Source organism: Actinoallomurus purpureus (assembly GCF_024055795.1).
Taxonomy (GTDB): Bacteria; Actinomycetota; Actinomycetes; order Streptosporangiales; family Streptosporangiaceae; genus Actinoallomurus; species Actinoallomurus purpureus.
Window position 1 is genome coordinate 652,984 of the sequence record NZ_JAMXMY010000001.1, and the last position, 13,910, is coordinate 666,893.

General features: G+C 71.9%; 14 protein-coding genes. 4 read left to right on the forward strand and 10 right to left on the reverse strand.

All coding sequences use genetic code 11. The features are described 5' to 3' along the window. Nucleotides 1–6: 6 nt before the first annotated feature. From NE236_RS02970 to NE236_RS02995, 6 genes are all read right to left on the reverse strand, one after another. Nucleotides 7–801, reverse strand: coding sequence for a 3-hydroxybutyrate dehydrogenase (locus NE236_RS02970; RefSeq protein WP_252840207.1), 795 nt, complete (start codon nt 799–801; stop codon nt 7–9). An 87-nt stretch (nt 802–888) separates the two neighbouring features. Continuing rightward, complete coding sequence (locus NE236_RS02975; protein WP_252840208.1) at nt 889–1,929, reverse strand: branched-chain amino acid ABC transporter permease; 1,041 nt, start codon at nt 1,927–1,929, stop codon at nt 889–891. Beyond that, nucleotides 1,926–2,789, reverse strand: coding sequence for a branched-chain amino acid ABC transporter permease (locus NE236_RS02980; protein WP_252840209.1), 864 nt, complete (start codon nt 2,787–2,789; stop codon nt 1,926–1,928). Before NE236_RS02980 ends, NE236_RS02975 begins: the two co-directional genes overlap by 4 nt. Before the next feature lie 68 nt (nt 2,790–2,857). Next, on the reverse strand, nt 2,858–4,099 hold the full coding sequence (locus NE236_RS02985; RefSeq protein WP_252840210.1) for an ABC transporter substrate-binding protein: 1,242 nt from the start codon (nt 4,097–4,099) through the stop codon (nt 2,858–2,860). Between the two features lie 28 nt (nt 4,100–4,127). Continuing rightward, nucleotides 4,128–4,832, reverse strand: a complete 705-nt coding sequence (locus NE236_RS02990; RefSeq protein ID WP_252840211.1) for an ABC transporter ATP-binding protein — start codon at nt 4,830–4,832, stop codon at nt 4,128–4,130. Next, nucleotides 4,819–5,592 (reverse strand): ABC transporter ATP-binding protein, encoded by a 774-nt coding sequence (locus NE236_RS02995; RefSeq protein WP_252840212.1) that lies wholly within the window; start codon nt 5,590–5,592, stop codon nt 4,819–4,821. Before NE236_RS02995 ends, NE236_RS02990 begins: the two co-directional genes overlap by 14 nt. A gap of 265 nt (nt 5,593–5,857) precedes the next feature. On the opposite strand from NE236_RS02995, the gene NE236_RS03000 reads away from it, so the two are divergent. Together NE236_RS03000 and NE236_RS03005 are read left to right on the forward strand one after the other, a co-directional pair. After that, nucleotides 5,858–6,655 (forward strand): CoA transferase subunit A, encoded by a 798-nt coding sequence (locus NE236_RS03000; protein ID WP_252840213.1) that lies wholly within the window; start codon nt 5,858–5,860, stop codon nt 6,653–6,655. Beyond that, nucleotides 6,652–7,323 (forward strand): CoA transferase subunit B, encoded by a 672-nt coding sequence (locus tag NE236_RS03005; RefSeq protein ID WP_252840214.1) that lies wholly within the window; start codon nt 6,652–6,654, stop codon nt 7,321–7,323. Before NE236_RS03000 ends, NE236_RS03005 begins: the two co-directional genes overlap by 4 nt. 151 nt (nt 7,324–7,474) lie before the next feature. Here the strand turns inward: NE236_RS03005 and NE236_RS44280 are convergent, their stop codons facing one another. Together NE236_RS44280 and NE236_RS03015 are read right to left on the reverse strand one after the other, a co-directional pair. Beyond that, on the reverse strand, nt 7,475–10,045 hold the full coding sequence (locus NE236_RS44280; protein WP_252840215.1) for a DUF7737 domain-containing protein: 2,571 nt from the start codon (nt 10,043–10,045) through the stop codon (nt 7,475–7,477). 5 nt (nt 10,046–10,050) lie between these two features. Further along, entirely contained in the window at nt 10,051–10,473 is a 423-nt protein-coding gene (locus NE236_RS03015) for a hypothetical protein (protein ID WP_252840216.1), read from the reverse strand. Nucleotides 10,474–10,765: 292 nt separating this feature from the next. Here NE236_RS03015 and NE236_RS03020 point away from each other — a divergent pair, with 292 nt between their 5' ends. Then, the gene (locus tag NE236_RS03020; RefSeq protein ID WP_252840217.1) at nt 10,766–11,191 is read left to right on the forward strand and encodes a helix-turn-helix transcriptional regulator; all 426 of its coding nucleotides are present in this window, start codon (nt 10,766–10,768) and stop codon (nt 11,189–11,191) included. 211 nt (nt 11,192–11,402) lie between these two features. Here the strand turns inward: NE236_RS03020 and NE236_RS03025 are convergent, their stop codons facing one another. Continuing rightward, complete coding sequence (locus NE236_RS03025; RefSeq protein ID WP_289849684.1) at nt 11,403–11,606, reverse strand: LysR substrate-binding domain-containing protein; 204 nt, start codon at nt 11,604–11,606, stop codon at nt 11,403–11,405. A gap of 388 nt (nt 11,607–11,994) precedes the next feature. After that, nucleotides 11,995–13,119: an FAD-dependent oxidoreductase gene (locus tag NE236_RS03030; protein ID WP_252840219.1), complete on the reverse strand. Its 1,125-nt coding sequence runs from the start codon at nt 13,117–13,119 to the stop codon at nt 11,995–11,997. A gap of 53 nt (nt 13,120–13,172) precedes the next feature. On the opposite strand from NE236_RS03030, the gene NE236_RS03035 reads away from it, so the two are divergent. Continuing rightward, the gene (locus tag NE236_RS03035) at nt 13,173–13,865 is read left to right on the forward strand and encodes a TetR/AcrR family transcriptional regulator (RefSeq protein ID WP_252840220.1); all 693 of its coding nucleotides are present in this window, start codon (nt 13,173–13,175) and stop codon (nt 13,863–13,865) included. Nucleotides 13,866–13,910 lie beyond the last annotated feature (45 nt).

A 13,910-nucleotide genomic window follows, 5' to 3' on the forward strand; every position in this document is an offset into this window, starting at 1 on the left:
CCATTTTCAGTGCGCGGTCCAGCCGCCGTCGATGGTGATGGACGAACCGGTGACCATCGCCGCCTGTGGGGAGCACAGGTACGCCACGAGGTCGGCGACCTCATCGGGTTCGATGAGGCGGCGGACCGCGGCCTTGGCGAGCATGATCTGGTCGATGACCTGTCCGGAGTCGAGGCCGTGCGCGGCGGCCTGGTCGGCGATCTGTTTCTCCACCAGCGCGGTGCGGACGTAGGCGGGGCTGACGCAGTTGGCGGTCACGCCGTAGGGGGCGGCCTCCAGGGCGATCACCTTCGACAGGCCCTCGAGGGCGTGTTTGGCGGTGACGTAGGCGGCCTTGTAGGGGGAGGCGCGGTGGCCGTGGACCGAGGAGATGTTCACGACGCGTCCCCAGCCGCGCTCGTACATGCCCGGCAGTGTCCGGCGGGCCAGCCGGAACGGCGCCTCGACCATGATCCGCTGGATGCGCGCGAAGATCTCCGGGGGGAATTCGGTGACCGGTGCGACGTGCTGCAGTCCGGCGTTGTTGACCAGGATGTCGACGCCGTCGCAGTCGACGCCCTCCACCGCGTCCGGGTCGGACAGGTCCACGGCGAGGGCGTGGCCGCCGAGCTCGGCGGCCACGGCCCGCGCGGCGTCCTCGCGTACGTCCACGACGATGAGTTCGGCTCCGGCGGCGGCGAGCCGCCGGGCGCAGGCCAGGCCGATGCCGCCGGCGGCGCCGGTCACCAGGGCGCGGTGCCCGGACAGGTCCGGACCGCCGGAGGGCCCGGGGGTCACGCTGGTGTCGGTGGTCACGGCCACGGTGAGGCTCCTTCGGGGTGCGGAACGGCCCACGGCATGGACGGGTCCGCGGATCGGGCGAGGGCAGGCGGGCGGGGTCGCCGGCCCTTACCGGGCTGGGCGGGTCGGCACCTCGTCCGCGGGCGCGGTCGGCGTGCCGGGGGTCTCGTCATGGGGCGTGCCGGGATCGGGGCCGGGGGCGGGTACGGCCCGGGCGGCGCGGGCCCGCAGGGCGTCGCGGACGGTGCCCCACACGCCCCGGCGGAACACGAGCACGATGATCACGAAGATGGTGCCGGTGACGAGCCCGATCTCCTGGAACCCGGCGGTGGCCAGGTAGTCGTTCAGCTCGACGATCAGTGCGGCGCCGAACGCCCCGCCCCACAGCGTGCCGATCCCGCCGAGGACGACCATCATCACGACCTGCCCGGAGGTGGTCCAGTACACCTCGTCCAGGGAGGCGAACCCGTGACCGATCGCGAACAGGCCGCCGGCGAGGCCGGACAGTCCGGCCGACAGCACGAACGCCAGCAGCTTGTAGCGGGCCACCGGGTAGCCCAGGGCCTGGGCGCGGGCGGGGTTGTCGCGGACGGCGACCAGCACCCGCCCGAACGGGGAGCGGACGACGCGCCAGGCCGCGAGCAGCCCGGCCAGCACGAACGGCAGTCCCGCGTAGTAGAAGAAGAACGGGTCGGACAGATCGATGCCGAACAGGTCGCGGGGGATGCCCTGCAGGCCGTTCTCCCCGCCGGTCAGGCCGCGCCACTGGTTGGCCACGAAGTACACCACCTGCGCGAACGCGAGGGTGACCATGGCGAAGTAGATGCCGCGCAGGCGGGCGGACAGGTATCCGATGGGCACCGCCAGGAGCGCGGCGGCGGCGGCCCCGCCGAGCACGGCGACCGGGAACGGCAGTCCGGCGTGCAGCGCGATCAGGCCGGTGACGTATGCCGAGCCGCCCCAGAAGGCCGCGTGGCCGAAGGGCAGCAGCCCGGTGAAGCCGAGCAGCAGGTCGACCGCGGCGGCGAACAGCGCCCAGCAGGCGATGTCCAACGCGACCGGCGGGTAGATCATCCAGGGCAGGATCAGGGCGATGAGCAGCCCGGTCAGGAGCGGGATCGGCCGGGCGGCGAGACGGGAGATGATCACAGTGCGGCCTCCTCGCGGCCGAACAGCCCGGCCGGGCGCCACAGCAGGACGGCGGCCATCACGATGAACACCAGCGTCTGGGACAGCGCGGGCACGTAGAGGTTGCCGAGCGCGGACACCAGCCCGATCCCGAACCCGGCCGCCACGGACCCGAAGATCGATCCGAGGCCGCCGATGACCACGACCGCGAACACGGTGATGATCAGGTCGGCGCCCATGAGCGGGTTGACGGCGCGCATCGGCGCGGCCAGCACCCCGGCCAGGCCCGCCAGCGCGATCCCGAAGCCGAACACCGGCGCGACCCAGCGGCCCACGTCGATGCCCAGCGCCCGGGTCAGCTCGGGGCGTTCGGTCGCGGCCCGTACGATCACCCCGATCCGGGTGCGCGTCAGCAGCAGCCAGGTCGCCGCGCAGACCAGCACCGACACCACCAGGACGAACACCTGGTAGGCCGGGTAGTCGAACAGGCCGAGGTCGAGGGAGCCGGACAGCGCCGGCGGCCGGGGATAGGGCTGGGACTGCACGCCGTACTCGTGTTTGACCGCGTCCTGCAGGATCAGCGCCAGTCCGAAGGTGAACAGGAAGCCGTACAGGGGGTCCAGTCCGGTGAGGCGCCGCACGAACAGCCGCTCGACCGCGACTCCGGCGACGCCCAGGACGAGGGGCACCGCGGCCAGCGCGACCCAGAAGTCGACGCCGAAGGAGTCCAGCAGGACGTACGCGCCGAAGGCGCCGAGCATGTAGAAGGAGCCGTGGGCGAAGTTGACGACGCCGAGCATGCCGAAGATGACCGACAGGCCGAGGGCGAGCAGCGCGTAGAACGCGCCGCCCACCAGGCCGTTGAAGGCCTGTTGCAACACGTTGACCTCCTGGGGGAGCGGGGTGCCTCCCGCGGTCGGCTCCGGGGCCGGCCTGCGGGAGGGGCGGTTCAGCCGAGCCGGCAGGTGGGGGACGCGGGCTGGAACGCCTGGGCGGCCGGGACGGTGGACAGGACCTTCTCGTAGTCCCACGGCTCGGTGACGTCCTTGCCCGGCTTGACCTGGGCCAGCGAGACGTCATGGGTCAGCAGGTGGTCGGCGGCCCGGATGGTCCCGCCGCGCGCGAACGCGTCGTCGACCTTCGCGCCCTCCAGCCGCGCGACCACCGCGTCGGACCTGTCGGTGCCCGCGCGCTGCAGGGCTTCGAGGTACTGCAGCGCCGCCGAGTAGTTCGCGGCGTTGGCGAAGGTCGGCCGCTTGCCCGCCGCGGCCTGGAACCTGTCGGCCCACGCCCGGTTCGTCGCGTCGGCGTTCCAGTACCAGGGGTCGGTGAACTTCGTGCCGGCCAGCGCGTCCGGGCCGAGGGAGTGGATGTCGGTGAGGAACATCAGCCCGACGGCGAGCCCGATGCCTTTGTCGCGCAGCTTGTACTCGTTGTACTGCTTGACGAGGTTGACCAGGTCGCCGCCGGCCTGCATGGCGCCCAGCACCTGCGGCTTGGGGTTCAGGGTCGGCGCCTTGAGCAGGAACGAGGAGAAGTTGTCGTTCGGGAACGGGGCCGGGTCGCTCTTGACGACGGTGCCGCCCGCGCCGCGTACGGCCGCGGTGAAGCTCTTGTTCATGTCCTGCCCGAACGCGTAGTCCGGGTAGACGATGTACCAGTTCCTGGCGCCGTCGTGGGTGACCGTGCTGCCGGTGCCGTTGGCGAGCATGTAGCTGTTGTAGCCGTAGTGGAAGGTGTACTTGTTGCACTGCGCGCCCTCGAGCGCGGTCGTCGCGGCGGACACGTCGAAGAACACCTTCTTGCGGGCCTTGGCGACGTTGGCCACGGCCAGCGCGGCCGAGGAGGTCGGCACGTCCAGGATGACGTCGGCCTGCCGCCGGTCGTACAGCTCCTGCGCCTTGCTGTTGGCGATGTCGGGTTTGTTCTGGTGGTCGGCGGAGACGACGTCGATCTTCTTGGCGACGGCCTTCGCGCCGTACTTCGCCTTGTAGTCCGCGACGGCCAGTTGCACCGCCTTGACGCTGCCCTGCCCGGACAGCTGGGAGTAGATGCCGGATTGGTCATTGAGGACGGCCAGCACGACCTTGCCGCCGCTGATCTTCCCCCCGCCCCCGCCGGGTCCGCCCGCGCATCCGGCGAGCATCGCTCCCGCGACCGTCACCGCGGCCGCGGCGCCTAGAGCCTTCATCGGTGTTCTCCTCATCGGTGGTCCCGGCTCAGATTCCGAGGTGTTCCAGCAGTTCGTGTTCGCGGGCGCGGACCTCGTCGTTGTCCAGCGACCGGACGATCCGGCCCTCGGCCAGCAGGTAGTGGCGGTCGGCGACCGTGGCGGCGAAGTGGACGTTCTGCTCGACGAGCAGGACGGTGACGCCCTGGCGCTTGACGTCGCGCAGGATCGCGCCGATCTGCTGGACGATCAGCGGCGACAGCCCTTCGGTCGGCTCGTCGCACAGCAGCAGACGGGCGCCCATCCGCAGCACCCGGGCCAGCGCGAGCATCTGCTGCTCACCGCCGGACAGCTTCGTCCCGGGGGAGCGGCGGCGTTCCCGCAGCCGCGGGAAGGTCTCATACACCTGGTCGAGCGACCACGGTCGCGGGCCCACGACCGGCGGGAGCGTGAGGTTCTCCTCGACGGTAAGGGTGGCGTAGACGCCCCGGTCGTCGGGCACGTAGCCGAGGCCCCGGCGCACCCGCCGGTGGACGGGCAGCCGGGCCACGTTCGCGCCGAGGAACCCGATCGTGCCCGCGGCGCGGGCGCCGCCGGCCCCGTGCAGGCCCATGACGCAGCGCAGCAGCGTCGTCTTTCCCGCGCCGTTGCGGCCGACCAGGGTGACGATCTCACCCTCGGCGATCTCCAGCGACACTCCGCGCAGTACCCGCGCCTCGCCGTACCAGGCCGACAGGTCCTCAATGCGCAGCATGGGCGTCTCCCAGGTAGGCGCTGATGACGCGGGGGTCGCGGCGGACCTCGGCGTAGCCGCCCTCTGCCAGTACGCGCCCGGCCTGCAGGACCGTGACGCGGTCGGCGAGGGTGGCGACGACGTTCATGTTGTGCTCGACCATGACGACGGTCCGGCCCGCCCGGACGCGCTGGATCAGCTCGACGGTCCGGTCGACGTCCTCGGCGCCCATCCCGGCGGTCGGCTCGTCCAGCAGCAGCACCCGCGGATCCAGCGCGAGGGCCAGCGCCAGCTCCAGCGCCCGCTTGCGCCCGTAGGCCAGCGCGCCCGCCGGGTCGTCGGCGTGCGCGGCGAGCCCGACCTGCTCCAGCAGCTCCAGGCTGCGGTCCGCGAAGCGCCGCAGCGCCCGGTCCGAACGCCAGAAGCGCCAGCCCAGCGTCGTGCCGGCCTGCAGCGCCAGCTCCAGGTGCTCGCGCGCGGTCATCTGGGCGAACAGGCTGGTGATCTGGAACGACCGCGCCACGCCGTGCCGGGCCACCCGCTCGGGACTCTTGCCGGTGAGGTCCCGGCCGCCGACGTGGATCCGGCCCGCACTGGGCCTGTGGAAGCCGGTCAGCAGGTGGAACAGTGTCGTCTTGCCGGCCCCGTTCGGGCCGACGAGCGCGTGCACCGCGCCCTCGGCGACGTCCAGGTCCACCCCGTCCACCGCACGAAAGCCCCGGAAGTCCTTCACCAGGCTCCGCGCGGTGAGAATCGGGGGCTCGGGGACGGGAGTGCCCATTCGCCCTCCTTGGAATGTGTCGTACCGGTCACCGGCGTGTTGACCGCCGGTTCACCGGACCAGGTGACGCGGAACACTAGGCAGCCGCTCGGCGCATATCCATGTGGCCGGGAACCACATTCACCGGCGCGTCCGTGGCGCGCCGCCACACCGGTCGCCGCGGGCGGCCGCCCGCCACACAGCGCGACATGCGGATATGTGCGCCGGCGACGTATCCGCCCGTGTCCTGGCCGCCTACGGTCTCGGTCCGACACGGAGGTGAAGCATGGACAAGCTGGTGAGCTCGCCAGCGCTGGCCGTGGCCGGCATCCCCGACGGGGCCTCGCTCGCCGTCGGGGGGTTCGGCCTGTGCGGCGTCCCCATGGAGCTGATCGGGGCGCTGCTGCGGCAGGGCACCACGGGCCTGCGCGTGGTCTCCAACAACTGCGGCGTCGACGACCACGGCCTGGGCGTGCTGCTCGGCGCCGGCCGCATCGCCCGGATGACCGCGTCCTACGTCGGGGAGAACAAGGAGTTCGCCCGCCGCTATCTGGCCGGTGAACTGGAGGTCGAGCTGGCGCCGCAGGGCACGCTCGCCGAGCGGCTGCGCGCCGGCGGCTGCGGGATTCCCGCGTTCTACACCCCCGCCGGGGTGGGCACCCAGGTCGCCGACGGTGGCCTGCCGTGGCGGTACGCCCCGGACGGGGCGGTCGCGGTGGCCTCGCCCGCCCGGGAGATCCGGGAGTTCGGCGGGCGAGCGTACGTGCTGGAGGAGGCGATCACCACCGACTTCGGGCTCGTCCACGCGGCCCGTGGCGACCGGTACGGCAACCTCTCCTTCCACGCCACGGCCCGCAATCTCAACCCGCTCGCCGCCATGGCCGGCCGGGTCACGATCGCGCAGGTGGAACGGCTGCATGACCGGCTCCCGCCCGACGAGGTCCACCTGCCCGGGATCTTCGTCGACCGGGTCGTGGTCGTCGGCGACACCCCCAAGCCGATCGAGCGGCGGACCACCCGCCCCGCCGGGCATCGCGCGGGAGCGGCGACCTGCGGGGCGACGGCGCCGGGGGAGGCGTCATGACAGGCCTGACGCGGCCGCAGATGGCCGAACGCGCGGCGCGGGAGCTGGCCGACGGCGCCTACGTCAACCTCGGCATCGGACTGCCGACGCTGATCCCGAACCATCTGCCCGACGGGATCGAGGTCGTGCTGCACAGCGAGAACGGAATCCTCGGCGTCGGCCCGTACCCGGACGAGGGGGAGGAGGACCCGGACCTGATCAACGCGGGAAAGGAGACGGTGACCGCGCTGCCCGGCACGTCGTTCTTCGACTCGGCGCTGTCGTTCGGGCTCATCCGGGGTGGGCGCCTGGACGCGGCCGTGTTGGGCGCGATGCAGGTCTCGGCCGCCGGTGACCTGGCGAACTGGGCCATCCCCGGCAAGATGATCAAGGGGATGGGCGGGGCGATGGACCTGGTCCACGGGGCACGCCGCGTCATCGCCTTGATGGAGCACCGCGCCCGCGACGGATCACCCAAGATCGTGCAGGAGTGCACGCTGCCGCTCACCGGACGCGGCGTGGTCGACCGGATCATCACCGACCTGGCCGTCATCGACGTCACGCCGGGCGGGCTGGTGCTGCGGGAGACCGCGCCCGGCGTGACCGCCGGGCAGGTCCGCGACGCGACGGCCGCGCCGCTACGCGTCGATCGCCCACCGGCCCGGATGAGCGTCCGGCCACCGGCATGAGCCCGGCATGGGGGCGGCGGACACATCCCGGCCGGTGATTGTGGCCGCCCGCGCCGTCGACCGGCCCGCCGCGGGCGGTCACCATGACGGCACGGTGCCCGACCCCGACGAACCGTTCCCGCCGACTGGCGGATTTTCTTGCTGGGCCACGTCAGGTCGCCGCCTTTCCGGTGAGGGAACCGAGCTGAGTCAGGATCGACGGGTCGCTGATCTTCTCGTCCTCGGCGAGCAGGAGCACCTTGCTCAGAATGATGCTCGTCATCTGGTCCTCGTCGGCGAACGGCAGGAACAGCCGTCGGTGCGCCGTGGCCCCGAACGAGGCGGGCACCACACAGAGGTGGCCGCCCGGGTCGACGTGGATGCTGCCGCTGGTCAGATGCACCCGGTAGGTCGCCCGGGTGCCGCATACCACGGCCGATCGCCCCTCGACGGTGACCCGGGCCAGCCCCAGGTCGGCGATGAGCGCCGCGAGCACCTGCGCCCGACTCGCCGCCTGCGCCGGCGACAGGTACGCCTCCGGCTCGGTGCCGGCGACCGACACCATGAGGTCCAGGTCTCGCATGACCTCGGAGAACACCACCGGCGGCACGTCGACCAGCGGCACTGGTGTGCCGCCGACGCTGCCCGAGCCGGTCGGGGCGCCGTAGCGGCCCGGGTCACGGTGGCCGCCGGTCAGGAAGCGGATCTCGCAGACCAGGACGTTCCCCATCCCGAAGTAGCCGTGGAAGTCGCAGCGCAGCGCCGCGATGAGGCCGTCTCCGACGGCGCGGGTCGCCTGGTGGTCGTCGTACTCGCCGTGGGTGAACCAGCCCCGACCGGACAGCAACCGGCCCGCCACCTTGCCGTTGACCGTCTGACCGGCGAACCGCCGCGACACGTCGCCCGCCTCGCGTTCCGCTGGAGTGAGCACATACAACTCCCGGAACGCCTGCTTGACCGGCTGCCGGAGCCGACGCCGCACGATCTCCGCCTGCCAGTCGGCGAGCACCCCCCGCTCGTGCAGTTCGACGGGGTGGACGGCGGTGACCGGGCCGGTGGTGTCGACCTCCTCGAGCAGGTCGATCACACCCGCGCGGTCCCGCCAGAGCAGCGCGGGCAGCATCGCCGCACCGGCGGGCAGCGACAACAGTCGAGCCAGCTCGTCCGGCGCCAGCGTCCCGGCGGTGGCGACCAGCCGCTCCACCAGCCCCGTCCGCATCCGGCGAGCCTGGTCCCGCAGTCGTTTCTGATGCTCCCGCAGCCCCTGGTAGCCGGGGTCGGCGCGGACGGCGGCCGGCACCGACTTCAGTGCCTTGCCCGCCCGGCTGACCGTCATCGTGGGGTCGGCGCCGTCGAACCGCAACGCGATCCGGTAGTGGCCGACGTCGGCCTCCGTGGGGGTCTCGGTGGCGATGCGCGCCTCGCAGTCCCATTCGAGGCGGCTCGCCTCCGGAACGCCGGCCACCTGCGCCAGGTGGTCGAGGGCGATCTCGATCGCGGCGGCGTGGCTGTGTCTGCGGTTGGGGCCGAGCCTGGCGCCTTTCTTCGCGGACTCGCGCAACGCCAGGTAGCGGTCGAGGGCCGTCTCGTCCGGAGCGAAGGGCAGCATCCCGAACGCGGCGATGCCCTGCAGCGCGTTGTGCCTGACGCGCTTCAGCACCTGGGCGCGGTTCCACCCCATGACCGCGGAGACCAGCTCATTCGGTTCGAGTTCCAGCAGGCGCCGGGCGGCATCCGCGCCCGCGTCCTCGATCGCGGCGAGGATGACGGCCCGGTCCTGGCGGGCGGCTTCGCCGACTGGCATCGCCCGGATCAGGCGCAGCAACGGCGCGGCGCGTTCCAGGTCGAACAGCGGTAGCAACGCGTCGGCGTCACCCGCGCGCAGCCGCCACCCGAACGCCCGGCGCTGCTCCTCCACCGGCAGATCCCGCAACAGGTCGAGCAGGTCAGCGCGTTCCTCATCGGTCAGTTCCGCCGCGCTGAGATGATCGGCGACGCGCTGGTCGCCGTGCCAGGCCAGCGCCGCCTGAACGAACCGCAGGCCGCGAGGCACCGGCATCTTAGGCAGCTCGTCCCAGTCGGGCGGGGCTGGTGCGGAGACGAGCCGCCAGGTCAGCGCGTCCACGTGTTTCCGTACGGCGCCCGCGCAGGCCAGCGGCGGGCTGGTCGTGTCGCCGTTCGGCGAGTGGCCGATGATGGCGTAGCCGAGGTAGCGGTCGTCGGTGAAGGCCCGTTCGACCACGGTGGCGTCCAGGGCACCGGCCCGGTGCAGCGTGTCGAGAATCTGCGCCACGGTCTCCCGGCGCAGGGTGCCCAGCGGGGTGAAGACGAGCACCCGCAGCAGGTGAGTGTCGGTGGTGGCGATGGCCCGCTCCGCCACCTCGTCCAGCAGCAGCCGGTGCCGGACGTCGCGCCCGAGGAACGCAGCGAGCAGGGCTTTGCGGTGAGCCGTCGGCCACGGCGCGGCCAGCAGGCCGGTGATGTCGTCCGGCCGGTCGACCGGGAAACCGGCGTCGTAGAGCTCGTCAAGCTCCCCGACGATGTCGCCCACGTGCGGTGCCAAGTTGCCGATCGTCTGGTCGTCGCCCTGCTCGATCCGGAGCCGGATCTCCTCGGCGGTGTCCCGCAGGACCGCCAGGTCGTCGGCCTTCGCCGCGACCCGCGCCTGGTCCACCAGCCGCCACAGCGCCTCGCGCTGTTCGTGGACGACGTCGACGTAGATCTCTGGTGGGGATGGCTCCACCGCGATCAGCCTCCCGCCAGCGCGACCAGCCGCAGGAACACGACCGGCTCACCGAGCCGAAGCGCGACCTCCTCGTCCAGGTCGATGACCTGCCGTCCGCCGACGAAGACCACGAACGTGCCCCGGGCGAAGGCCCGGTGCGCCCGGGCCACTTCCGCAGTCACGTCCGGGCCCGCCGGCGCCTGCGGCGGCATCTGGATCGCACCGGTGCCGGCCTGTGTCCGGAGATCGCCGTCGGACAGGTACTGGCGGTCGAGGATCCGCCGGCAGCGCGCCGCGTCGGCGCGCAGCTCCCGGATCTGCTCCTCGACCGTGCGCCGGATCAGCTCCCGCGCTGTCGTGCGATCGTCGGCCAGCTGCACCAGCACCGCCGGCAGGTCATCGCCGGACCTGCCGGGCATCCGGCTGCGCACCTCGATGTCGACCATGGCCGCCACCATAGAACAGCGGGCGGACAGTCCGGCCTGATCACGGCACCGCGGTGAACCGGCCTCACGAGCCTTCAAGGTCATCTCAATGTGGGGTTCGGGCTTATGTGAACTGGACCCCATCTGGGCCTGTGGAACACCTTCACGGTCACCACGCTCCGCCGGACCGGGCCCGGCTACTGGGTCCGATCCGGCGGCGGCTGCTGACCGGCCGCGCCGCCGGCTCGCGGCCGCCCGGGACCGGACGGCCGCGACCCCTCAGGCCGACGCGGCCAGGACCTACGGTCAGGTCATGCACTCCGGCCGCTGGTACGTCTCCGGCCTCGACCACCGGCGCGGCCAGGCGCGGACGTTCCGGGTCGACCGGGTGGTCTCGGCCCGGCCGCTGCCACAGACGTATGAGGTGCCGGGCGACTTCGACGCGGTCGCGCACCTGACGCGTTCGCTCGCGGCCGTCCCGTACGCCCACGAGGTCGAGGTGGTGGAGACGTCCCTGGAGGAGGCGCGCCGCCGGATCCCCGCGACCGTCGCCACGCTGTCCGGCACCGACGGTGCGGTGACGGTACGGCTCCGTGCCGAGCGGCTGGAGGGCGTGGCCCGGATGCTGGCCGGGCTGGGCGTGCCGTTCGTCATCCGCGGACCCGAGGAACCGCGCGCGGTCGTCCGGCGGCTGGGGCGGGACCTGCTCCGGTCCGCCGAAGCGGGGCAGGGCGCATGAGCATGTGCGCGTGTGCGTCGGTTCAGAAGGGGGACAGCCCCTCAGCTCAGTCTCAGTGGGGTTGTTTCCCGCCAGGGTCGGGATTGGTGAAGGCCTGCCTACTGTGCATGAGCAACTCACGTACCGCGGGGCTGTGCGTGCTCTTCCAGATCAGGGCGAGTAGGACAGGTGTTTCGACGTCGTCGATGGCGAGGGCGGTGAGCCGGTCGCGTTAGCGCGCCGCCATCGAGTCGCTGAGGATGGCGACGGCGAGACCGCGGGTGGCGAGGTCGGCGATGGCCTGTAGCGCGATCGCGGGTTGGAGGCTCTGTGCGGCGCAGGCCTGGTCGAATACTGTGCGAAGGCCGGTGCCAGGCGGCATGCACACGATCGGGTAGGCGCCCAAGTCGCGCAGTGTGACCCGCCGCTCTGGCATTTCCCGCCAGTCACATGCTCCCCCTCAGACCCTCCTTACACACCTGGAGAGATACCCCCCACTGGGGCCACCGGAAGCCGTCATGGCGGGGCCAATTCAGGCCGTCCTAGCCAGCGGCGGCCTTCGAGCCTCGCGCGGCGTGCTGGCTGTGGCGGTGGTGCGCGGTTCCTGCTAAGTGTCTATGGCACGATCGACGTTGACATGGGCCGCCGCCTGGACCTCGGCCTCGCCGCCTGAGCACCCACTGATAGGAACCTGCCACCAGTCGTTATGTGTGGTGTTGTCGCTGGTCAGTGGCGTTTACAACCTGCTCTGAGGGCTCGGAGAGGCGCGTGGTGGGACAGCGGTCCGCTGCGGTTGTTAATGCTGGTGCTCTCGCGCTCGCCGGTCAGGATGGCTGGACTTCGTCGAAGACGGCGAGGGCTTGGGTGGGGTCCGGGCTCACGAGGCGTTCCAGACCGGCTGTCGTGATTTTCGCCCATCTGCCGGCCCGTTCCCACATCTGCTCCTCGAAGGCGCGGACGGCCTCGTCCAGATCTCCGGGGCCGGGGGCGGCGGCGATGGACTCGGCGAGTTCTGCGCCTTCCAGCATCGCGAGGTTCGCACCCGCCCCCAATGGGGGCATCAGGTGGGCGGCGTCGCCCAGCAGCGTCACCCCGGGGACGTGGGCCCAGGTGTGGGACACGGGCAGGACGTAGAGGGGGCGGTGGACGAAAGCGGTGCCGTGGCGGAGGAGGTCGGGGACGGGAGCGGCCCAGCCGTCGAAGAGAGCCAGCAGGCTTGATCGCACTGCCTCGGCGTCGGCCAGGTCCAGTTCCGTGTGCCAGTCCAGCGGCGCGCGGAACTGGGCGCCCACCTTGACGTGGCCGCCGCTGTTGCGCTGGGCGACGAGGGCGCGGTTCACGCCGTACACAGCCACGGAACCGTCGCCGATCAACCGGGCGAGGTCAGGGTGGCGGGTGTCGATGTCGTCCAGGGAGGTCTCGACCCGGGTGACGCCGGTGTAGTGCGGCGTCGCGGACGAGATTGCCGGGCGGACTCTGGACCAGGCGCCGTCCGCGCCGATCACGAGGTCGAACGTCTCCTGTCGCCCGTCCGCGAAATGGACGAGCACGCCTGCATGGGTCTGCGGCACTACCTCCGTCACGCGCCGCCCCCATTGGACGTCGAGGGGGCCGAGCAGCAGGTCGCGGAGTTGCCCGCGGTCGATCTCGGGATTGGCCCGTTCACCCGGACGGGGTTTCCAGTCGCGAAGGACGGTCCCGTTCGTGTCCAGGATGCGCATGGCCTGCCCCTCGGGACGGGACAGCTCCTGGAACTCCGTCAGTAGCCCCGCCTTCTCCAGCGCGAGCTGGCCCATCCCTTCGTGCAGGTCCAGCGTGCCGCCCGGGGGACGGGCGTCGGGGGCAGGATCGCGTTCGAGGACGGTGACGGGGTGACCATGGTGGTGCAGGACGCGGGCGAAGGTAAGGCCGCCGGGGCCGCTCCCGATCACGGCGATACGGTGTCTCATGCCGATACACTGTATTTTGTTGTGACGATGTAACGCAACAGTACGATGTAGCCATGACCGTGTGGGACCGGCCGGAGCCGCCGACTCGCCCTCTGCCGCTCGACCGGGAGCGCATCGTCGTCGCCGCCATCGCGCTGGCCGACGAGGCCGGGCTGGCGGCGATGTCGTTGCGCAAGGTCGCCGCCCGGCTGGAGGTCGGCCCGATGCGGCTGTACGGATACATCTCCACCAAGGAAGAGCTGTTCGACCTCGTGGTGGACGAGGTCCACGCCGAGATCCTCCCCGAGGAGCAGCCCGGCGACTGGCGCGAGGCGCTGCGCGCTTACGCCCGCCGCACCAGGCAGGCCGCCCTTCGCCACGAATGGCTGGCCGACCTGCTCGGCGGCCGTCCGACCATGGGCCCGAACGCCCTCGCCGTGACCGAGGCCACGCTGGCCCCGCTCGACGGCCTCACCGACCTCGACACCGCCCTGCGCGCCGTGGAGACCGTCAGCGCCTACCTCACCGGCGCGATCAGGCGCGAGATCGCGAACCTGCGGGCCGAGCGCGCCACGGGCCTGTCCAAGCGCGACTGGCAGCGCGCCTTCGGCCCGTATCTGCGCAGGATGCTGGCCACGGGTCGCTTCCCGGCGCTGACCAAGGCCGTGTACGACGGCACGGAGGTGGACGCCGAGGCGTCCTTCGAGACCGGCCTGGACTGGGTCCTCGACGCCGTGGCCGCCAAACTCGCCCGGCCGCCGGCGTGACGCTCAAGATTTCCAGGTGACATCCGTAACACCGACGCCGCCAGA